This is a genomic window from Nostoc sp. UIC 10607, from assembly GCF_047228265.1.
GTDB classification, from domain to species: domain Bacteria; phylum Cyanobacteriota; class Cyanobacteriia; order Cyanobacteriales; family Nostocaceae; genus Nostoc; species Nostoc foliaceum_A.
In genome coordinates, this window is sequence record NZ_JBIQNW010000006.1 from 224,633 (window position 1) to 244,022 (window position 19,390).

A 19,390-nucleotide genomic window follows, 5' to 3' on the forward strand; every position below is an offset into this window, starting at 1 on the left:
TTCGACCGCGCCAACTGATTGATCCATCTGTAAAATAACAAATAGCAGTAGTACAACTTACCCCTAGTAAGAAAACCTTAAATGGTACAGACCCCTGCTAAACCCCTGACTCTAAGTGAATTCCTGGATCTGCCAGAGACAGAACCTGCTAGTGAATACATTGATGGGCGTATCATCCAAAAACCGATGCCGCAAGGAGAACACAGCGCAATTCAGACCGAGTTAGCACCTGCAATTAACTTGGTGGTAAAACCCAAACAAATTGCGCGGGCTTTCTGTGAGCTTCGCTGTAGCTTTGGCAATCGCTCAATTGTGCCTGACATTTCTGTGTTTATGTGGGACAGAATTCCCCGCAAAGAAAATGGTGGGGTTGCTAACGTCTTCTCTCTAGCCCCAGATTGGACAATTGAAATTCTATCTCCTGATCAAAGTCAAACTAAAGTTACCAAGAATATTCTGCATTGCCTGAAGCATGGAACTCAGATGGGATGGCTGATTGATCCTGAAGAACAATCTGTGTTTGTCTACTTGCCAGATCAACCAACCAGTTTTTACGAAGAACTAGGAGCACATTTACCAGTGCCAGAATTTGCTAAGGATTTCAGCCTGACAGTAGAAGGTTTATTTAGCTGGTTGCTGGAGTGATTGTAGTTTCGCCATTTCTTCACGAATAATCTCAAGGTATCGTCTCACAAATAACCTAGCGATCGCACTTCTCCTACTGAAAGTGTTTAAGATTGTGAGTGGAAAAACATGTTGGGTTTCCTAGCGTTAACCGAACCTACAATATTAGCGATCGCACTAACGCTTCAGCAGATATTGCAAAAGCTCTAATTAATATACTAAGGAACAACGGCGTTGCAACGCTTGCTTAAGTAGCATTTGATATTCTTTATCCCCAACCCGATAAGCACCAAACCTTTCCAAATGCGGATTCATCATTTGGGCATCGAAAAACACAAATTTCCTCTGGCGCAATCTTTCCACCAACTTTACCATCGCTACCTTTGAACCTTCAGGAATGCGGTAAAACATCGACTCGCCAATAAAAGCACCGCCAATAACAATCCCTAAAATTCCCCCAGCTAATTCGTCACCCTGCCAAGTTTCAAAACTATAAGCATAACCACTCTGGTAAAGCAGCCAGTAAATCTTTTGCAATTCCGGTGAAATCCAAGTTGTCTCTCTGTCAGCACACCCAGCCACCACAGCTTGGAAGTCCCGATTAATGTCCACTGTAAAACGCTCTTGATTCAGGACACGCTGTAAAGACTTGGGGTAGTGAAACCGTTCATCCAAAGGAATAAAAGTTCGATCGCGACTTCCGTACCAACTCAGGCGATCGCGCTCATCAGCCATGAGAAAATAGCCTTGTGCATAACCCTCAACAATAGCGGCGATATCATATTGCATAAATAAACATAAAAAAACACTAGAGAAACGCAATTTGATGCTATCAGTCATTCTCTGCGTTCCTCTGTGTTTCCCTCCGCGTCCCTCTGCGTTTAAGATAAAAAAGATGACTCAACCAATTCCACCTATCACCTTACCACCACCTGAAAATCCGCTGCTCGAAGGTGAATGGTTACGAGAGCGTTTACAACGGTGGCTAGATACAGAATTTATCCCCGAAGCAGTAAACCAAAATATTGCCCAACGAGCAGCACAGATTTTTGTGCGTCAACGGATGGAAGGAGAAAACGACCTTGGTTCTCTGGTAATTGCCATTGTCACAGAGATGCAGTCGTATGATTTTTCCAATAGTTTCTACGGAGAATTTGCGATCGCTAACGCCGTCAGCGATCTACTCTTAGAAAGTCTGGGAATTGATAAGTGTTGTGGTCAATAATAGTTAGGAGTTAGGAGTTAGGAGTTAGGTTTGTCTCAATTAATAACTCATCACTCATAACTCATCACTCATAACTTTTTACCAGCTAGACTTAACAACTCCAGGCAACAGACCTTCATGCGCCCATTCTCGCAGCACGTTCCGAGACAGTCCAAAATCGCGGTAAACACCTCTAGAACGACCAGTCAACCAGCAACGATTGCGGTGGCGGGTGGGCGCACTATTCCGGGGTAGTTGTTGAATCTTCCGGTGAATTTCCAACTTATCTAGGGGAGATTCTGCACTTCTGAACTCTTCCAGAAGGGCTTCCCGCTTGTCAGCATACTTTTCTATCAACCTGGTGCGCTTTTTCTCGCGCTCAATCATGCTCTTTTTTGCCATACATTTTTTAATTTGTTTAAAGACAGCATTTTCTATTCTACAGTCTCGCCATCAATTCTAGGGTTACTCGTAGCGCTTACTGGTCTGTCAAGTTGAAATTGATCGATACGGGTTAAGGCTGACAAGGGGACGCAGAGATTTCTTTCTTTGCGTCTCCTCGTATTTGCATCGATCTTCTTGATCAAAACTACCCTACAACCACTGGCTTATTCGCAGCAGGGCACAAATCGGCAAGCTCACAAGCAACGCAAGCGGGAGAGCGGGCTTTACAAATAGCACGACCGTGATAAATCAGTCGAATAGACCAATTTTCCCAATCAGGTTGCGGCAATAAACCCATTAAATCTTGCTCAATCCGAACGGGGTCTTTTGCTTCAGTTAAACCCAAACGCTCGCTGAGGCGCTTGACATGAGTATCTACCGTCACCCCAACATTAATGCCATAACCATGACCCAAAACGACATTTGCTGTCTTCCGCGCCACACCTGGAAGCTTTAACAACTGTTCCATTTGGTTGGGGACAACAGAGTTAAATTCGGTAACAATCATCCGACAGGCGGCTTGAATGTTTTTGGCTTTATTGCGATAAAATCCAGTTGAACGCACCAAGTTTTCTAATTCTACTAAGTCAGCGATCGCTAAACTAGCAGCATCAGGAAACCGCTCAAATAAAGCTGGTGTCACTTTATTCACCCGCTCATCAGTACACTGAGCAGAGAGAATCGTTGCCACCAACAATTGTACTGGCGTTGAGTAGTTCAAAGAGCAAGTAGCATCTGGATAAAGACGCTTCAGGCGAGCTAAAACTTCTATCGCCCGTTGCTTTTTAGATAACGAATTGCGGGTAATGCTCACTGGAACAATTTTTGTACCCACTCCAATTGGCTAGTTAATTGAGTAGTTTCTTTGACTATCAGGAAAATTCCTAACCCTAAGAGTAACACCAAACCGGTTTGCATTACACCTTCTTGAATCCTCGCAGGCACTGGCTTACCGCGCAAACCTTCTATCAGAAGAAAAGCAAGTTGTCCGCCATCCAAAGCTGGCAAAGGCAAAATGTTAATAATAGCCAAGTTAATGCTGATAATTGCAGCAAAAGACAACAAGTTTACGGTATTGTCCTCAGCTAATTTGGCACCGATTTTGACAATATTAACTGGCCCAGAAACTTGTCCAGCAGTTTGTTGAAAGTTGGTAATCAACTGGCCAAAACCGCTGAGTGTACCAACAAATAATTGTTGAAACCTATTAGCAGCAATGCCAAAAATTTCAAAAGGACTATTAGGACGGCGATAAGTTGCTGTAGCATTTGGACTAAGTGCTACACCAATTACACCTTTGCCGTCGGCTCCCAATTTTGGCGTTAATTTCAGGGATTTTTGTTGGTTTTCACGCTGAATTTTCAGTTCGATTTGCTGATTGGGATGAGTTTGAATTTCTTTTGTCAGCAAAGGAGTTGACTTATCAGAAGCCGGGAGTTCCTGACCGTTAACAGCCAGAATAATATCTCCTTCCCGAATTCCTGCTTGATAGGCAACAGATTCCTGATTAACAGGCTGTACGGCGACACCAGCTTTATAGTTTAATTCCTTGGGAATACCAACGATACCCAATTGCAGAGCCAACACCAAATAGGCAAATATTAAATTTGCTATCACTCCGGCACTGATGACGATCGCCCGGTCTAAAATTGGACGGTTACGCAGCAGATTTGGGTCATTGGGTGGAATATCGCTATCGGGGTCATCATCGGGAAAGCCCACAAAGCCGCCTAAGGGAAAAGCACGGACAGCATATTCGGTTTGTGAACCTTGGTACTTAAAAAGAACTGGGCCAAAACCCAAAGAAAAACGGTTAACGAGAATGCCTTGAGAACGTGCTGCAACAAAATGTCCCAACTCGTGTACCAAGATCAAAACAGCCAAGACTGCGATCGCTGCTAAAACTGACATAGAGCAAATTAGTGAAAATATTAAGCTATAGTTATCTCCATTCTAATTGGGCATTGGGTATTGGGTATGGAGTATTGGGCATTAGTCATTAGTAAAAGACAAAGTACTAATGACTACTTGCTAATAACTAATTACAAAATTTCACGTCCCAAATAAGGTTGCAACACTTCTGGTATCTTCACCGTCCCATCAGGTTGTTGATAATTCTCCAAAATTGCTGCCATCGTTCTTCCCACCGCCAAACCCGAACCATTCAGAGTATGTACAAACTGAGTACCTTTCTTCCCCGCCTCTTTGAAGCGAATATCAGCCCGTCGCGCCTGGAAATCTATAGTATTGGAACAGCTAGAAATTTCACGGTATTTGCCAGAAGAGGGCAACCAAACCTCTAAATCATAAGTTTTGGTAGAGGCAAATCCCAAATCTCCAGTACTTAAATTTACTACTCGGTAAGGCAACTGCAACGCCTGTAAAATTGCTTCTGCATTCGCTACCAATTTCTCCAGTTCATCAAAAGAGGTACTGGGTTCGACAAACTTCACCATTTCTACCTTGTTAAATTGATGCAGGCGAATTAATCCCCGCATATCGCGCCCATAACTACCAGCTTCGCGGCGAAAACAGGGAGTAAAAGCACAATGGTAGATAGGTAAGTCTTCAGCAGCGAGAATTTCACCACGGTAGAGATTTGTAACTGGAACTTCAGCCGTAGGAATCAGCCATAAGTCATCCTCAGCACATTTAAAGCTTTCTTCAGCAAACTTGGGCAACTGACCGGTCGCCGTCAAAGACTCGGTATTCACTAACAGCGGCGGACTGACTTCCACATACCCAGCTTGAGTATGAAGAGCCAGCATAAATTGAATTAATGCCCTTTCCAATGCCGCACCAGCGCCTATCAATGTCACAAAGCGACTTTGGGAAACTTTCACAGCCCGCTCAACATTGAGAATACCTAGCTTTTCGCCAATTTCCCAGTGAGGGAGAATATTGAGATTTTGAGGAATGTACTCATCACCCCAACGGCGTACTTCTACGTTATCTTCCTCATTCTTTCCAAGGGGTGTAGAGTCGCTTGGCAAGTTGGGAAGTGCCAACACAAGTTGGGCAATTTCAGCTTTGAGTTCTTTTTCTTGGGGTTCCAGTTCGCTCAATGTAGTTTTAACAGAGTTACCTTCGTCCCGCAAAGCTTGAATTTCTGGGTCTTGAGGATTAACCCCAGATTTAATCTTCTGCCCGACAATTTTACCGATTTCGTTGCTCCGGGCTTGGAGTTGACTGCGCGTTCCCTCAAGTTCCCGTTGTTGCCGATCTAACTGTAATATCGGTTCGATGTCGTATTTACCACTACGACTATTCAATCGTTCTTGAACTAATTGCGGATTTTCCCGTATTTGCTTGATATCCAGCACAGATTTTTCTCAGTTTTTAGCCTATTATCTACCTGCCAACACATCAGCATATACTGATTTTGGCTTGCCATGAGCAGAAAAGCAAACATAAAAATTTTGATCTGCCAATCTTGGTAGGGCTAGAAAAATTTAAAATCCAAAATCCAAAATCCAAAATTCAAAATTTGCTATTACTCCTCTGATTTTCCAGACCCCTGAGTATTCGCAGGTGAGGGTAGCCAGTAGGCAAGTACGCCTGATAAACCACTCCAGTAAACTGCCTGGTTTTGGCTATTATCACGTTCCATAAAGATTAAGGAACTACACAATCCAATCATTAATGTACTAAAAAGCACTTGTATGCCAAATTTCCAGATTTCTAGTTTTTTCATAGTGTAAGACCTCCAATAAAGATTAATTCACCCTTGTAACGGTTCTAATATCACTCTGTAGAAGGGTGCTAATAATAAGTAACTGGTTTAGTCTTCACACTGTAATTTGATAATTTCGGAAAAGTACAATGAACATATTTGAATTATTCGCTATACGGACTCTGAAAACAAGAAAAAAGTAAGCAAGAAAAGAAGTCAAAAGAATTGCTGATTTTTGACTTTTACCTTTTCTTCCGACTCCGCTTTCTAAGGTCGGTTAATGCGATTGAGCAACCAAAGAGATGCCACAAGCCCTGCAAAGTGCGCTGAGACAGTGTTGGTGTTTGCCTGTACCACAAGCATATCTAGACCGCTGATAATTCGGGTGGGGTCAAAAAATTGGGTAGTTATAGCTTGAGGAGATATGGATCTTGCTACTAATGTTCCAACGATCGCTTGCGCCCCCAAAAGAGTCACTAGCGTCCCCCCTAAATTCACCCAAAGTCCTAAGCGTAATACTTGCACTGTCTCGCTTTTCCGAGGGCGGTTGCTGGGATTAGAGGATTCCAATTGCTTGCCAATTCTAGTGTAACGGTAAGCTAAATAAATGCCTACGGCTAAAACAACCAGTCCACAAATTGCTAAAAATACGCCAAAGCCAGTCCCAGGATTATTACTAGGACTGCCAGTTCTTTGATTAAAGATGGCGAACAGCAGCACAATTATGCTAGAAACAACGCCTAGTACTAGCTGAATCCAGAAACTAATCCAACCTGTAAGGCGAAAGGTTTGGGCAATTGCCCGGAGAGTTGAGGAAGATGATGGAGCATCGGGAGTCTGTGACATAATTGATCACCAATGTGCTGGGTGCTTTCAAAAGACATGGAAAACCTTGTTGAGAGGTATCGCACTTTGCGTCTCTCCCTTTCCTAGTCTTTGCGTCTTCTTTGATAAATTTACTATCACACTTGCCAAATGGGGCAAGAGATTCTCTTATCCAGAAAATCAGTAATGGTTACTACTTAGGTGTGTCTACAGGCGTAGCAGCTTTAACCCAGACATATCCCTTAGCTTAAGGTTTGAGAATCGGCATTGGGAAAATCACTGTAAAACAAAGTGTTTATTAAGTTTTACAGACAAAATTGCATTTTACCTGTAAAATTTCTTCGATAGCATTTTATTGCTTAAGCAGTTCTAACCAGCTCGGCATCACTTAACACCAAGATAGTGACTTCGCCACGCTCTGTTCGCTCCTCACCACACCATATCGAGCTTGGGTAGGGGTACAGTATTTTGTGCCCCTAAAACTCGCAAACTCGTCCCACAACTTCACAGGCGTGGGTAATTATTTGGTATTTACGCAATGGATATCTAGTCTAAGTAGGTTTATATACGTTACTCACTTAGCAGTAGCACTGTATACTGACTACAAGGATTGTAGACCGTACCCTAAGGCATTTTTTTAGCCATTCACTAACCATGAAACTTGAGGATATATATCAATTCTTTGAGAATCCTCCGCCAACTTACCTTTGTCAGGAAGTAGCAGTTTGTTACATACTGTCTGTTTTGTTACAAGGTGAATCTTACGGAACCGAGTTGATTGAGCAATTAGAAACTGAATATCCCACCTCTAGGCTTTCGGATACCGTACTTTATAGTGCAATCAAATTTCTGGAAGACCAAAAGGCAATCACTGGATATTGGAAGAAACTGGAAGGACGAGGACGCCCCAGGCGGATGTACCAAGTTTCTCCAGAGTGGCAAGTTCAAGCGCAGGATTTAGCTTTTCTTTGGCAAGATTACATCAACAGGAGGACAAAGTAACGAATAATTGATATTGATAATGAATAAGTCTCCTCCAGTCAAACAGTAACAATTAGTTATGGATACTGCTATTCTGCCATCTACGTTCCTGCTAACCTTGTTGTTATCGGTTGGGCTGTTTTTCTTTATTCGTGCCTCGACTAAAGACCGCATAGAAACAGCGCAAATGGTATCTGAGCAAGACGAAGCTGCTTTAATGTCTCAATTAAAAGATTATTTTCGCTCGCGGTCTTACCGAGTGGCAGCGGTAGACCGAGAACAAAACAAAGTGACTTTTGAAGGTAATGTTCGCCCCAGTTGGTTCTTAGCTATATTTTTAACTCTGCTGGCAGCTACTGGTATTATTTGTCTATCTCTGGTCGTATACCTGCTTTTTCCTAAGCTCAGTAGCTTTATTTTGGCTATGGTACTGCTGTCGCCTTTAAGTGGTCTATTTTATTGGAAAAAATCTGGAAGACTTGAGAAGGTGTCGCTCAAAGTAGAAACAACTCAGAGCGAACAAACCTCCTCAAGTAAGATCACTGTAGTTGGCCATCGAGATGAACTTAGTGAGTTACAGAGGACTCTACATCTCAAGGCTGTTGAATAATTGTTGGTTTTTATGACCATCTATTAACTATGATATGCAGACTTCTGACCTGACCTACTCTTTAGGCAATGGAAAGTAGGAAGGAGGAAATCAAGACTTCTGCTTTGTCAGTTTTCCCCACAACTTTTGTCGTGGGGAAAAATTTAAATTCATTAACTTAAATTCGTTGACAGAGCTTGGTTAACAATTTACGGCATAAGAGCGCAACTTCACTAGCGCTTTTGGATGCGCTTGGCTCTATACCCACTCCCTTCTGCATCATCAAAATAGTATCAACCCATGCAACATAGCGTGGTTTGAGACAAGTTGACTTTCCAACTACCTGGACTAGCCTTAAAAAGCAAATCAGCTCCAAACTAAAAAAAAATTAAATTCTGCATAAACTTAGCAATTTTGCCAGTTAATGTTAGTCAGGAGCCACATTCAATGCGTAAGATGACCATTTATAGTTCACCGACTAGCTAAAGCAAGAGGTTCTTGACCTGGCGAAGGTTCTAACACCCTCAAGCTAGGAAACAAGAAATGATTTTCCTCTACGTATTGAGCACCAAACAGTCCCTTTTCTGCCCAGAAATAACGGTCTGTGGTGTGTTCATTTCGCTTTACGAGTAGCAAAGCCGGTGGCAAAATACCTTCAGCTTGAATGAATCTTCTCGCTGCTGTCACAGGCTTTTCTTCGCCACTTTCGATGCTATATTGAGGCACATGTTCCAAAATGCGTCGTCCTTCCTGACGACGACGACTCTTCCTTTTGCGTCTCCTTGCCAATCTATTGTCCTCCTCTTTCAAGCTATAGATTGTAGTGATAGCTACAAAATCCGTCGTCATTATATAAGTTCTAGTTCAAAATATCAATAGTTTTTAACCTTTTAATGTAAGAAAATTAATATCTTTGGAGATAGGGAAAAGAAAATCACCAAAGGATATAATCCCTTGGTACAAACCATCGCTAAGAAAATTTTAGTTAAGCTTTATTAAATGAGTGAGGTAAAAATTAAGTATCCTCTCTTACATCATGCCTCAAAATCTGTAATCTTGAGCAAGAGCTAAAAAATGTTAATGTCTGCCAGTTCCGATTTTCTTGCTCTATGTCGAGAGCAAATAGCGCTGCTAACCCAAGGGCTGGGAGCAACTTTAAGTATTGTGTACCTGACACAAGAATTGGTAGAGACTCCCTCAGGTGAGGCAAAACTGATTCCTGTAGTGATTTACCCGGAAACAGCATTATTACCGCCAGGGAAGGAGACTGCTGAAGCGACTGTACACAATCAACTTCAAGTTGGAAATGTGTTTATATTACCTAATCATCAGAGAAGGTTATTGACAACAGGATCAGAATCTCCAACCTCGTCACCAGAGTCTGAGATCCCAAATGCATCTCAACCCCATCTAAAAGAAGAATACTTACTTAGTGGTAATCAAATTGTTTTACCTCTGATTTATGAGGGTGTGATGATGGGGTTACTGGTGACAGGTAGGGAAGACCGGGCATGGAATGAACATGAGGAAAGTCAGATTCAACGGATAGCCCAAACATTAGCGATCGCTTGTATTTTAGATCAGCGGCGAGCATGGTTTGAGCAGCAGTTGCATGAACAACAAATTCTCCAAGAAAAACAACGGGATTTGCTGGATAACCTGTTGCATCAGTTTCGTAACCCCTTAACAGCGTTGCGGACTTTTGGCAAACTGCTATTGAAACGACTCAGCCCAGCAGACGCTAACCGGGATGTAGCAACTAGTATTGTGCGGGAAAGCGATCGCCTCCAAGAATTGCTGCAACAATTTGATCAAGTAATTGACTTGACAGAGGCAGATTTAGCACCACTACATCTCCCTGAACATGAAGTATTTGTAGAAGCAACTATCCAAAAAGATGCTAAACCGCCGCTACTATTACCGGGAACGGGAGATAAAGCAGTTGACTGCTCGTTAGCAGATATATTAGAACCATTATTAATATCAGCCAAAGCGATCGCCCAAGAGCGAAAGCTAAAACTAATAACTGAAATTCAACAGAATTCACCCCTAGTACGTGCCAACGTCAAAGCATTACGAGAGGTCTTAACTAACATCATCGATAATGCTTTGAAATACACTCCCACAGGTGGCAAAATTTTGATTCAGGCGGGGCAAGAAAAAGCTAATTTTCAGGGAATTGTTATTAGTGACAACGGGCCTGGCATTCCACCCCAGGATTTAGAGCATCTTGGAGAACGGCATTATCGGGGTGTACAAGCGCAAACAGAAATCCCTGGTACTGGTTTGGGGTTAGCGATCGCAAAACAATTAATAGAGCAAATGCAGGGCGAAATCGAGGTTTTCAGCCCTGCAATCAACTCTAAGCTAACTTCACCCGATGCGCCGGGAACTACGTTTATTATTTGGTTACCGGAAGTTGAGAATTAGTCATTAGTATTTACAAATGACCAATGACTATCTTACTGAAACCAACAAGTTTTGATTGATTGTCATTTGCAAATCGGTATCTGGGTCAATTGCTACTAAATCAACACTATTTCTGCCGAAGAACAGACCAATTAACGCACCGATACCAGCGCCACCCAAGACCTCTTCTGTGGCAATGGCGCGATCGCCTGTGACAGCAGATACCGCAGCGGCTGCACCTGCGCCCAATACAGTATTCTTGATAATTGAACCAGTACTAGTACCTTTGTTGACGGTTTCAGTTTTGGTAATCACTTCAGAGCTAGCGTTAAGCTGATACTCTTGACCACTCGTCAAAACTAGTTTCTCGGCAACGAATTGAGAACCGCCTGTAGCAGGTTTGAGTTGACCAATAACTTGACTACCAGCAGGAATCACTACAGATCCTTCTTGCGTAACCACGTTTTGGGATACTGTCAATGTCAAGGGCGCTGTTTCATCCTTTGTAACCAGAATTTTTTCTGCCTTGTCATACTTCACAGGGATAGCAGTCCCTTGGGGAATTGTCACAGCTACAGGTATTGGGGTAGTAGACCCAACAGCCACGACATAGGGCGAGTTAATTGCTGAGGCTTGATTAGAACTAACCAATGCTTGGTAGATAAAAGCTGCCACCTGGGCGCGAGTGGCTGTTGCGGTTGGATTCAGGAACTTCACATTAGGATAGTTCACCACAATTTGCTTCTCAGTTGCTGCTGCGATCGGGCTACGGGCATAGCTAGCGATGTTAGAGGCATCATTAAAGTATTGCAGAGTGCTTTCGGTATTACCGCTCGGACTATATTCCAGACCGTTAGCGAGAGAAACTAAAACCTGCTGGCGGGGAATAGCTTGGTTAGGCTCAAAGCGATTACCAGGATAACCAGATAAGAAACCAATCGTATAAGCTTGCCCAATAGCACTAGATGCCCAATAGTTGCTTGGCACATCAGTAAAATTGATTGCCTGCCGTTGCTGTGCTTTTTGGAAAGCTTTGTTGACCATAGCGGCAAATTGAGCGCGTGTCACCGCTTCTTCAGGGCGGAAAGTACCATCAGGAAATCCGGCAATTACACCTCGTTGAGACAATTGTTGAATAAATTGTGCTGCCCAATAGTTAGATGAAACATCAGAAAAAGTAGTTTGAGCAAAAGATGGTGAAGCTGTAATGAAGGGCGCTACAGTACCTACTGTGACGCTTAAAGCCATGAGTGCAGCTTTTCCAGATTGCAAACGATTTAAGTTAAACATTATTTTTACTCCAGTACAATTATTTTTTTTACTGTTAATTAATTAGACCTCTTCTGAAGTATGAGGTTCCCATTAATTCATGTTTTTTGTAAAAACCATTACTTTAGTCATACAGTCAAATGAGATAAACAAAATCAGAAATTACTTGTCAACAGAGCTAGCAATAGGTAAATAGTGTAATCAGTCTCTTCCCAATTAATGCTATTAAATAAGTATTGAAAAAATATGAGTACTGAGTAAGACGATACAGAGATAGGTTAGTTGCTGAAAAATAGATTTTTAGGGTTAAAAAATGAAGGCGATCGCTCACTATAGTTAAAGTGGCGATCGCCTATCAGAGGTGATTAAAGTCACGACTTGAATTCAGTTAAATCTAGTAGCGGGATGGTGGTACTAAATTCAAGTTAGAATTCAGTGTAAGCCTCAAATCCTGTGCAGGCCTGAGAACAAAAACATTTGCTTCTTTTTTCCGCAACAGCACACTTGCTCCTGCACCCGCAGCCCCACCAATAACAGGTTTTAAATCATCAATTCTGCGGTTACCAGTAACTAGTGAACCTAAAAGACCAGCACCCGCACCGATAGCTGCATCAGTTAAAACCTGACCTGTGCTGGGCCCCTGTGAAACTTTTTGAGTTGTGGTGTATGTCCGAGAAGTTGCATTAATGGATTGACGCCGACCATTAGAAAATTCTAATTCTTGAGCTACAAACCGCACACCTTTTCCTTTATTATCATCTGTATCTCTTGAATAACTATCTAGGTCAACAGATTCTAGTCGTCCATTTACTTTAGTACCGGCGGGAATCAAGACATTTCTATTCCTGTCGATAATGTCATTCGCTATTCTCAGCGTTAAAGATTGACTTTCCCCAGGAGCAATAGTAATTGTCTCTTTATCATAGGTAACAGGAAAAGCAACCCCAGAAGGAATGGTAACGTTTCCATATTGCCCAGTTCTGTCTTGCCCAATTCTGTATTGTGCATTAGCAGGAGCTAAAGTTAACAGTGGGGCAGTGACGCTTGCGGTAACGGCTATTGCCATGAGTGCAGCAGTTCCAGATTTCCATTGATGTAGGCGAGTCATAAGTGGGTAAACCTTTGTGTATGTTATGTATCTAATGACGTGGATTCACTGAGTTTGTTTCTGAAATTTATAAAACCTGTTTATAGGCGCATTCCGAATATTAAGGTGCTTATATAACGTGGAGTTTGTGTTGCAGCTACGCCTATCGAAGATATCGCTCCTCAGAATTTGTATCCTGCTAATGTGCGTTACCAAATAGGAAGTGAGATACTCTCAAGATGACGCAAAATAGGTCTAATTGTTTCCTGAGTTGTTTCATTGTTTACGTCCACATATCTACACCACTGAATAGAGGCGAATGGGCTGACTGCGAACTCTTACTTCCATTCTAGATTTATTTGCTAGGACTTGGGAAAGATTTTCGCTTTCTTTGTCAATCAGAAGCAAAGCCAGAAACGCTCCGCCTTTGCTCAGAAGACCTCAGCACGGCTATCCAATAATGAAATGTATCATTAGCTATTTTTCTTTTCATAAGTTAATATTTCGGAGATGTCTAATGGTTTTCGGCATATGCTTTATAACTTTGACAAAATCTCTGGCAATAATTGACTAGGAACTTTAGATAAAGCCAAATTTTGTCCCTGTATCCCTAATTCATCATGAAAAGCACGAATAGTTTTGATCACATAAGTGAAAGTTGTTTGATAAGCTTCTGGTTGTTTGCTCAATCCGTTTAAGGCTTGCAAATGGTTATCTAATGCTACTTCTAGGTGTTGAGAACGTGTTGCTTTGTCACCATTAAACGACTTATCTATTACTAGCTGATAATGTGCTAGTCCCAGGTTATTATAAGAGGCAAGCAAATCAAAACTTAAAGCAGTACCGCTAAGTGAGTGAGCCAAAGCTATAGCTTCTTCATAAGCACTGATGCATAGTTGCAGATACTTTTGCCGTGCTTCTTTGGTTGTCTGAGATAGGTTGGCGAGATGCCAGTAGGCAGTACCCAGATTATTTTGTGTAGCGGCGCAGGCACTGGGAACATTAGCTGGAGTGCGATACTTAAGAGCTTCGCTGTAGACATCTATAGCTAACTGGAGATTTTGGGCAGGTTGTTCGTATTGTGCCAGATTCCAATAGGCAGTGCCGATGTTGTTTTGAATCATGCCATATTTGAGCGGTTCCTGTTTGGGGTTGTAGTGGACAAGTGCTTCGTTGTAAGCTGCGATCGCTTTCTTTAAATGCACAATCGGTTGATTATATTGCCCTAGATGCCAGTAAGCAGTACCCAAATTGTTCTGGCAAGCCGCATACTTTAATGAGTCCATATCGGCTGTACGGTAGCTGAGTGCTTGACTGTAAGCTAAGATTGCTTGCTGCCAATTTTCAGATGGGTGAGAAAAACGAGCCAAATCACCATAAGCCGTCCCCAAGTTATTTTGTACACGAGCGTAAGTTTCTGGATGTTTCTGGGGCGAGATCATCTTTAACGCCAACTGATAAAATTCTATTGCCTGCTCTATATAAGTTTGTCCTTCCTCAGAATTGGGTGGTGTGCGGTATAGCATCCAGTAGAGTGTACCCAAATCATTCAAGATATCTGGGAGTTGCGGTGAGGTTTCGTCATAGCTAATTGCCTCCTGATAGGCAATAATTGCCACCATCAGGTTTTCTAGAGTTGACTCTCCTTGCTCAATGCGAAGTCGGTATAAGGTACCCAAGCGATGATAAGCTTCTGCCAGTATCTCCCCTGAAACTTGCTTTTCGTGTAATTCTTCAATATCCAACAAAATCTGCTGGGGTTGTAAGAAATCCTCTGTATCTTGAGCAATGTTTGTATTGATTGTTGCTATTACTAGCTCCGTTAATTCATTACTAATATGAGATAAAGACGACAGCGATTGATTATTACTCCTACTCCCATATCTAGTAGTAGATTCCTGCTGTTGTGGCGCAGCCTTCAATAAATCCGCTGTTGACGGCGAAACTTCTTGGGTTTTATGGACGCCATTCCCTTGTGTTTCTGACGGGAAATCGGAATTATTCTGAAAATTTAACTCGGTTGCTGCGGTTCTGAGTTCTGCTTGGTTAGCTGATTCATCTAAAATCGACTGCTCAAGATTCCCTAAATCCAAGCTTCTAGAACTAGAAAAACGTTCTGGATAACCCGAATTCTGAGTTGCTGGCGTGGGTTCTCCAGCAAAAACAAATACGCCAGTCCGACAACGCCAAAACTGTGGCGCGGATTGCTTGATAGCAGATAACCAAGGACGCGGTATCCACAACAGCAAGTTAGATTCTAGGAATCGGCTGGATTCTTGTGTAGAAAAATATTGTTCGCTTAAGCGGAGATAGTGCAAAAATAACCGTTGTGTAGCGACTGGTTGCTTGGTGAGATGCTCCACGCCGACAATCTGAAATGCTGGTACTGGAAAAGGTCTTCCAGGGGTATCTTTTGATGCCCCAACAATTGGCGGTGGATAATTGGCCAACCATTGATTTATCTGAACTATGGGATTAGGATCGTTTAAATTTAAACGCAACGTAACCAATCGCGGATAAGCTGGAGTGCTATTCTCCGGGGCATTTGATGGCTGATATAGCACTTGTCCAATAGGATAAGCCAATGTCGAGTGTAAACGGGCAGCTACTTGATTTCTTAAGTGTAAATCATCACATACTGCTAAAAAAAGTTGTCGTCGTAAACCAAGACTTAGGGCAAGTTTCAGGCGATGGTATACTTGCCGATTCCAACTAGAATTATCATTGTGTGCAGTATCATTCACGCTCATGGCGGCTCAAGAGCCAAAAAACAGTACATATCACCTTTCTGGGCGCATCCAAGTGGACTAATCTCATAATGGAAATGATTTTTAAACTAACGTTGTGCTGCTCAGTATAAATCGAGCTTTTCAGGTATAATAAAATGAAATAGTATATAATTATACTTTCATTGTTAACTCAATTTTAACAAAAAATAAAAAAGCAGGCCCCTCTTAAAATCGGAACCTGAAAAACTATAAAGAAGATGAAATTTTATTAAAGTCTTTTATGATCAACTGCTCTGAGAAACAAAGAAGGCGACTAAAATTAAACCGCCAACCAAAACTGTAGCGGCGATTCCTAGGAAGAGATAAGTTCGCTTTTGCCCTTCCGTGGGAGGTTCTGCTTGATAAATCTTTGGTTCGCGGGCAAAATTATTCAGAAGACCGCCTTCTTCGTTTGTATAGGGCATGAATCAATTCCTTTATCTTTATTCTTCATTTAATGTTACATAAATGCTAGATCCGCTCTGAAACTGCTAGACAAATCGTTACATTAGGGATGAAATATTGAGTATTGGGGACTGGGTATTGGGTATAAAATACTTAAAACTCCCTAGCCCCCAATCCCTAACTAGTAATCGTCCCAGTTACAGGTGAACTAGGACTGGCGTAGTCTTTGATAGGCATTCTGCCAGCAAGGTATGCTAGACGACCGGCAACTGTTGCTAAATTCATGGCACGAGCCATTGCTGCTGGGTTTGGAGAAAGGGCGATCGCACTATTAATCAACAAGGCATCGGCTCCCAATTCCATTGCCTGGGCAGCTTCTGAGGGTGAACCAATACCGGCATCTACCACCACTGGCACACCCGCATTTTCGATGATGATTTGGATGTTGGCGGTTGTTTTTAGCCCTTGTCCAGAACCAATCGGCGATGCTAAAGGCATCACCGTAGCACAGCCTACTTCTTCTAAACGCTTGGCTAACATGGGGTCAGCGTTAATATAGGGCAACACTGCAAAACCTTCTTTAACTAATTGTTCTGCGGCTTGCAGCGTCCCAATTGGATCTGGGAGTAAATACTTAAGATCAGGTATTACTTCTAACTTTACAAAATTATTATCTTCCTGCCCTAACAATTTCGCCATTTCTCGCCCCAAACGCGCCACCCGAATCGCCTCTTCAGCAGTTTGGCAACCTGCCGTATTGGGTAACATCCAGATTTTCGTCCAATCCAAGGCTTCAGCTAAACCTTCATGTCCTGGAGCCTTGGTTTGTACCCGTCGTACTGCCACGGTGACAATTTGGCAATCGCTGGCGGCGATGCTTTGCTGCATTTCCTCAATGCTGCGATACTTACCAGTTCCTGTCATCAATCGGGATTGGAAGGTTTTTCCAGCAATAATGAGGGGTGAATCTTCAATGGGCAGAGAAGCGATTAATCGCGTCTCTACTGGGGAGTGCTGTGGCGATATGGCAGAGCGATGCCCGTTGGAGAAATTGGCAGAGTGAGTCAGCATTGGCGTGGAGGTAGATGGCTTGGACTGGAAGCGCGAATAGTGAAAATCAGCAAGTAGAGGGTCAGACTTTTGTTCCAAGATTAAATCGGCAATTAATGCAGCTGTTACGGGTGCAAGTAGAATCCCGTTGCGGTAATGACCGGTAGCAAGGGTTAAATTTTGACAGTAGCTAGTGCCAAGAATGGGCAATTCATCAGGGGTGGCTGGACGAAATCCCCACCAAAACTCTTGGATGGGATAATGCTTTAGTTGGGGATACAGCCGGATGGCAGCTTGTAGTAACTTTTGAATGCCTTCTGGGGTATTGTCAGGGATGAAGCCAACGTCTTCGCTCGTTGCCCCAATAACGAGGCGATCGCGCCTTGGTACGATGTAAATATCCTGCCCAAACAAAACCCGCTTCAAGGGCAATTCCGGCGCAAATTCTGGTATCCGCACACTCAGCATTTGTCCTTTTCTGGGGCGCACGGGTAGTGGTAACAATTCATTTGACCAAGCACCTGAAGCTAAAACATAGTGCGCGGCGCGAATCATTCCGGCGTTGGTTTGCACGCCAACCACTTTTCCTTGCTGCTGTAAAAATGCTTCTACTGTAATACCGTCTTTGAGTTCAACACCAACAGACTCAGCCGCCGTCCACAATACGTGAGCTAGAGCTTTATTATCAACTTGTGCGTCTTCAGGATACCACCAGCCACCAATTACCTCTGCTCCCAATCCTGGCTGATATTGATGAATTGCCTCTCTGTTTAACCAGTAAGCGGGGGAAGAGGCGGGGGGGCACGGGGAAGAGTCCAGAGAAGAGGAATTTTGCCCATGCTCCCTGCTCCCTGCTCCCTGCTCCCTGCTCCCTGCTCCCCCTGCCTCTTTAAAGACGGGTGCAAGGATACCGCAGGGTCGGTAGCCAGTATTTAAGCCAGTTAGTTCTTCTAATTTCCGCGTCCAGTCGGGATATAAAGCACGCGATCGCCAGCATAAGGAGCGCATTGCCTCATTCGGGATGTTTTCTGCATCTGGTGCTAACATCCCGGCGGCGGCGTGGGTAGCAGCAGCCTGAAAGTCACGACAAAGCACGGTGACACGTGTCCCGCGCAGTTTTAGTTCAATGGCGATCGCTAAACCAATAACGCCGCCACCAATAATTACAGTCTCACTAGTCATTAGTCATTAGTCATTAGTCATTTATCATTAGCCATTTATCATTAGTACATAACTAATAACTCATAACTAATAACTCATACCTTATAACTTATAACTCGTAACTAAAGACGGATCTATCGTTACCACAAGGCGCGAATTGGTTCGTTGCCTTGATTAACATCGGTGGATGGGGTGTCTGTCTCTGAAGTATCTGTATTACTGTCTATTGTACTGTCAGGATTCTGGGCAACGCTGCTCCTGTTGTCAGGTCTTGGGGCTACAATACCGCGTCTGTTTTCGTTTGTTTCAGTTGTTTCAGTTCCTTCTGTTGCAGTTTCTTCATTCTTGCTGCCAGCACTGCTATTAACATTGATATTAGCTGGGAGGACTTGTGATTTCTTGTCACTGGGATTGTTGGCGCTTTGTACGCCCATAGGAAAATTGATGCCCAGTAATGTACCAAGCAGAATGGCCAAACCTCCAGCCATTAAAATTAAGGGTGTCCATCTACCCATCTTGTCTTACTCCTTTTTAACCTTTTGGTGTCCACACTATTCGAGAACCTTGTCCCCAAAATCCATCAAACTTTGTCACTTTCACATCGCCTAAAACCTGAGTTTGACAGGCTAAACGCAAGTCTGTTGTAGGAGAATGGGGAGGAAGCGAACGCCGTGCTCGATCACGCCAATTCGCTGTTGATAGTTTGCCCTCTACCTTAACCGCGCAGGTACCGCAACTGCCAATGCCCCGACAGTTTATTACCTTAGCACCGTCATTGTAGAGGTCAATACCATTTTGCAACAAAATTTTTCGGAGATTGCTTCCCTGCTCGCACTCAATTGTTTTACCTTGAGCTAGTATTTTAGGCATTTTTAAATTGCCAAACTGGCGTTTTGTTGTA

20 protein-coding genes are annotated in these 19,390 nt (G+C 43.0%); 5 read left to right on the top strand and 15 right to left on the bottom strand.

Annotation, left to right across the window (positions count from 1 at the left end):
• Window positions 1-81: 81 nt before the first annotated feature.
• Window positions 82-645: a Uma2 family endonuclease gene (locus ACEYW6_RS08435; protein WP_412979343.1), complete on the top strand. Its 564-nt coding sequence runs from the start codon at window positions 82-84 to the stop codon at window positions 643-645.
• Between the two features lie 189 nt (window positions 646-834).
• On the opposite strand, the gene aat is transcribed toward ACEYW6_RS08435, so the two are convergent.
• Entirely contained in the window at window positions 835-1,413 is a 579-nt protein-coding gene (aat, locus tag ACEYW6_RS08440) for a leucyl/phenylalanyl-tRNA--protein transferase (RefSeq protein ID WP_412979370.1), read from the bottom strand.
• Window positions 1,414-1,519: 106 nt separating this feature from the next.
• Between aat and ACEYW6_RS08445 the strand changes: the two genes are divergently transcribed.
• Entirely contained in the window at window positions 1,520-1,849 is a 330-nt protein-coding gene (locus ACEYW6_RS08445; protein ID WP_012410384.1) for a hypothetical protein, read from the top strand.
• Window positions 1,850-1,927: 78 nt separating this feature from the next.
• Here the strand turns inward: ACEYW6_RS08445 and rpsN are convergent, their stop codons facing one another.
• The 6 genes from rpsN to ACEYW6_RS08475 form a co-directional block, all read right to left on the bottom strand.
• Window positions 1,928-2,230 carry a 30S ribosomal protein S14 gene (rpsN, locus tag ACEYW6_RS08450; protein WP_190892923.1) on the bottom strand — a complete coding sequence of 101 codons (303 nt, stop codon included), beginning with the start codon at window positions 2,228-2,230 and terminating at the stop codon, window positions 1,928-1,930.
• Between the two features lie 187 nt (window positions 2,231-2,417).
• Window positions 2,418-3,107, bottom strand: a complete 690-nt coding sequence (gene nth / locus ACEYW6_RS08455; protein WP_412979344.1) for an endonuclease III — start codon at window positions 3,105-3,107, stop codon at window positions 2,418-2,420.
• Window positions 3,083-4,183, bottom strand: coding sequence for an RIP metalloprotease RseP (rseP, locus tag ACEYW6_RS08460; RefSeq protein WP_412979345.1), 1,101 nt, complete (start codon window positions 4,181-4,183; stop codon window positions 3,083-3,085). Before rseP ends, nth begins: the two co-directional genes overlap by 25 nt.
• 131 nt (window positions 4,184-4,314) lie before the next feature.
• On the bottom strand, window positions 4,315-5,595 hold the full coding sequence (serS, locus tag ACEYW6_RS08465; RefSeq protein ID WP_412979346.1) for a serine--tRNA ligase: 1,281 nt from the start codon (window positions 5,593-5,595) through the stop codon (window positions 4,315-4,317).
• Between the two features lie 170 nt (window positions 5,596-5,765).
• On the bottom strand, window positions 5,766-5,966 hold the full coding sequence (locus ACEYW6_RS08470; RefSeq protein WP_190892927.1) for a hypothetical protein: 201 nt from the start codon (window positions 5,964-5,966) through the stop codon (window positions 5,766-5,768).
• Window positions 5,967-6,212: 246 nt separating this feature from the next.
• Window positions 6,213-6,791: a DUF3611 family protein gene (locus tag ACEYW6_RS08475; protein ID WP_190892930.1), complete on the bottom strand. Its 579-nt coding sequence runs from the start codon at window positions 6,789-6,791 to the stop codon at window positions 6,213-6,215.
• 633 nt (window positions 6,792-7,424) lie between these two features.
• On the opposite strand from ACEYW6_RS08475, the gene ACEYW6_RS08480 reads away from it, so the two are divergent.
• Both ACEYW6_RS08480 and ACEYW6_RS08485 read left to right on the top strand, forming a co-directional pair.
• Complete coding sequence (locus ACEYW6_RS08480) at window positions 7,425-7,772, top strand: PadR family transcriptional regulator (protein WP_190892932.1); 348 nt, start codon at window positions 7,425-7,427, stop codon at window positions 7,770-7,772.
• A 58-nt stretch (window positions 7,773-7,830) separates the two neighbouring features.
• Window positions 7,831-8,361, top strand: a complete 531-nt coding sequence (locus tag ACEYW6_RS08485; protein WP_412979347.1) for a cofactor assembly of complex C subunit B — start codon at window positions 7,831-7,833, stop codon at window positions 8,359-8,361.
• Between the two features lie 450 nt (window positions 8,362-8,811).
• On the opposite strand, the gene ACEYW6_RS08490 is transcribed toward ACEYW6_RS08485, so the two are convergent.
• On the bottom strand, window positions 8,812-9,129 hold the full coding sequence (locus ACEYW6_RS08490) for a DUF3155 domain-containing protein (protein ID WP_041566316.1): 318 nt from the start codon (window positions 9,127-9,129) through the stop codon (window positions 8,812-8,814).
• A 285-nt stretch (window positions 9,130-9,414) separates the two neighbouring features.
• Here ACEYW6_RS08490 and ACEYW6_RS08495 point away from each other — a divergent pair, with 285 nt between their 5' ends.
• Entirely contained in the window at window positions 9,415-10,770 is a 1,356-nt protein-coding gene (locus ACEYW6_RS08495) for an ATP-binding protein (RefSeq protein WP_412979348.1), read from the top strand.
• Window positions 10,771-10,797: 27 nt separating this feature from the next.
• On the opposite strand, the gene ACEYW6_RS08500 is transcribed toward ACEYW6_RS08495, so the two are convergent.
• The 7 genes from ACEYW6_RS08500 to ACEYW6_RS08530 form a co-directional block, all read right to left on the bottom strand.
• Window positions 10,798-12,039, bottom strand: coding sequence for an S-layer homology domain-containing protein (locus ACEYW6_RS08500; RefSeq protein ID WP_412979349.1), 1,242 nt, complete (start codon window positions 12,037-12,039; stop codon window positions 10,798-10,800).
• Between the two features lie 373 nt (window positions 12,040-12,412).
• Complete coding sequence (locus ACEYW6_RS08505) at window positions 12,413-13,126, bottom strand: conjugal transfer protein TrbI (RefSeq protein ID WP_190892941.1); 714 nt, start codon at window positions 13,124-13,126, stop codon at window positions 12,413-12,415.
• Window positions 13,127-13,641: 515 nt separating this feature from the next.
• Complete coding sequence (locus tag ACEYW6_RS08510) at window positions 13,642-15,855, bottom strand: tetratricopeptide repeat protein (protein WP_412979350.1); 2,214 nt, start codon at window positions 15,853-15,855, stop codon at window positions 13,642-13,644.
• Window positions 15,856-16,118: 263 nt separating this feature from the next.
• The gene (gene psb34 / locus ACEYW6_RS08515) at window positions 16,119-16,298 is read right to left on the bottom strand and encodes a photosystem II assembly protein Psb34 (RefSeq protein ID WP_196509689.1); all 180 of its coding nucleotides are present in this window, start codon (window positions 16,296-16,298) and stop codon (window positions 16,119-16,121) included.
• Between the two features lie 157 nt (window positions 16,299-16,455).
• On the bottom strand, window positions 16,456-18,510 hold the full coding sequence (gene thiO, locus ACEYW6_RS08520; RefSeq protein WP_412979351.1) for a glycine oxidase ThiO: 2,055 nt from the start codon (window positions 18,508-18,510) through the stop codon (window positions 16,456-16,458).
• Window positions 18,511-18,629: 119 nt separating this feature from the next.
• The gene (locus ACEYW6_RS08525) at window positions 18,630-19,004 is read right to left on the bottom strand and encodes a hypothetical protein (RefSeq protein WP_190892950.1); all 375 of its coding nucleotides are present in this window, start codon (window positions 19,002-19,004) and stop codon (window positions 18,630-18,632) included.
• Between the two features lie 16 nt (window positions 19,005-19,020).
• The gene (locus tag ACEYW6_RS08530; protein WP_196509691.1) at window positions 19,021-19,359 is read right to left on the bottom strand and encodes a 2Fe-2S iron-sulfur cluster-binding protein; all 339 of its coding nucleotides are present in this window, start codon (window positions 19,357-19,359) and stop codon (window positions 19,021-19,023) included.
• Between the last annotated feature and the right edge of the window lie 31 nt (window positions 19,360-19,390).

Excerpts from the sequence above, each read along its gene's own strand:
- ACEYW6_RS08500 (WP_412979349.1), bottom strand. The coding sequence starts at position 12,039 with ATGTTTAACTTAAATCGTTTGCAATCTGGAAAAGCTGCACTCATGGCT.
- aat (WP_412979370.1), bottom strand. The coding sequence starts at position 1,413 with ATGCAATATGATATCGCCGCTATTGTTGAGGGTTATGCACAAGGCTAT.
- ACEYW6_RS08435 (WP_412979343.1), top strand. The coding sequence starts at position 82 with ATGGTACAGACCCCTGCTAAACCCCTGACTCTAAGTGAATTCCTGGAT.
- rseP (WP_412979345.1), bottom strand. The coding sequence starts at position 4,183 with ATGTCAGTTTTAGCAGCGATCGCAGTCTTGGCTGTTTTGATCTTGGTA.
- ACEYW6_RS08510 (WP_412979350.1), bottom strand. The coding sequence starts at position 15,855 with ATGAGCGTGAATGATACTGCACACAATGATAATTCTAGTTGGAATCGG.
- ACEYW6_RS08475 (WP_190892930.1), bottom strand. The coding sequence starts at position 6,791 with ATGTCACAGACTCCCGATGCTCCATCATCTTCCTCAACTCTCCGGGCA.
- ACEYW6_RS08485 (WP_412979347.1), top strand. The coding sequence starts at position 7,831 with ATGGATACTGCTATTCTGCCATCTACGTTCCTGCTAACCTTGTTGTTA.
- ACEYW6_RS08525 (WP_190892950.1), bottom strand. The coding sequence starts at position 19,004 with ATGGGTAGATGGACACCCTTAATTTTAATGGCTGGAGGTTTGGCCATT.
- ACEYW6_RS08470 (WP_190892927.1), bottom strand. The coding sequence starts at position 5,966 with ATGAAAAAACTAGAAATCTGGAAATTTGGCATACAAGTGCTTTTTAGT.
- rpsN (WP_190892923.1), bottom strand. The coding sequence starts at position 2,230 with ATGGCAAAAAAGAGCATGATTGAGCGCGAGAAAAAGCGCACCAGGTTG.
- ACEYW6_RS08495 (WP_412979348.1), top strand. The coding sequence starts at position 9,415 with ATGTTAATGTCTGCCAGTTCCGATTTTCTTGCTCTATGTCGAGAGCAA.
- ACEYW6_RS08445 (WP_012410384.1), top strand. The coding sequence starts at position 1,520 with ATGACTCAACCAATTCCACCTATCACCTTACCACCACCTGAAAATCCG.
- ACEYW6_RS08530 (WP_196509691.1), bottom strand. The coding sequence starts at position 19,359 with ATGCCTAAAATACTAGCTCAAGGTAAAACAATTGAGTGCGAGCAGGGA.
- ACEYW6_RS08480 (WP_190892932.1), top strand. The coding sequence starts at position 7,425 with ATGAAACTTGAGGATATATATCAATTCTTTGAGAATCCTCCGCCAACT.
- thiO (WP_412979351.1), bottom strand. The coding sequence starts at position 18,510 with ATGACTAGTGAGACTGTAATTATTGGTGGCGGCGTTATTGGTTTAGCG.
- psb34 (WP_196509689.1), bottom strand. The coding sequence starts at position 16,298 with ATGCCCTATACAAACGAAGAAGGCGGTCTTCTGAATAATTTTGCCCGC.
- ACEYW6_RS08505 (WP_190892941.1), bottom strand. The coding sequence starts at position 13,126 with ATGACTCGCCTACATCAATGGAAATCTGGAACTGCTGCACTCATGGCA.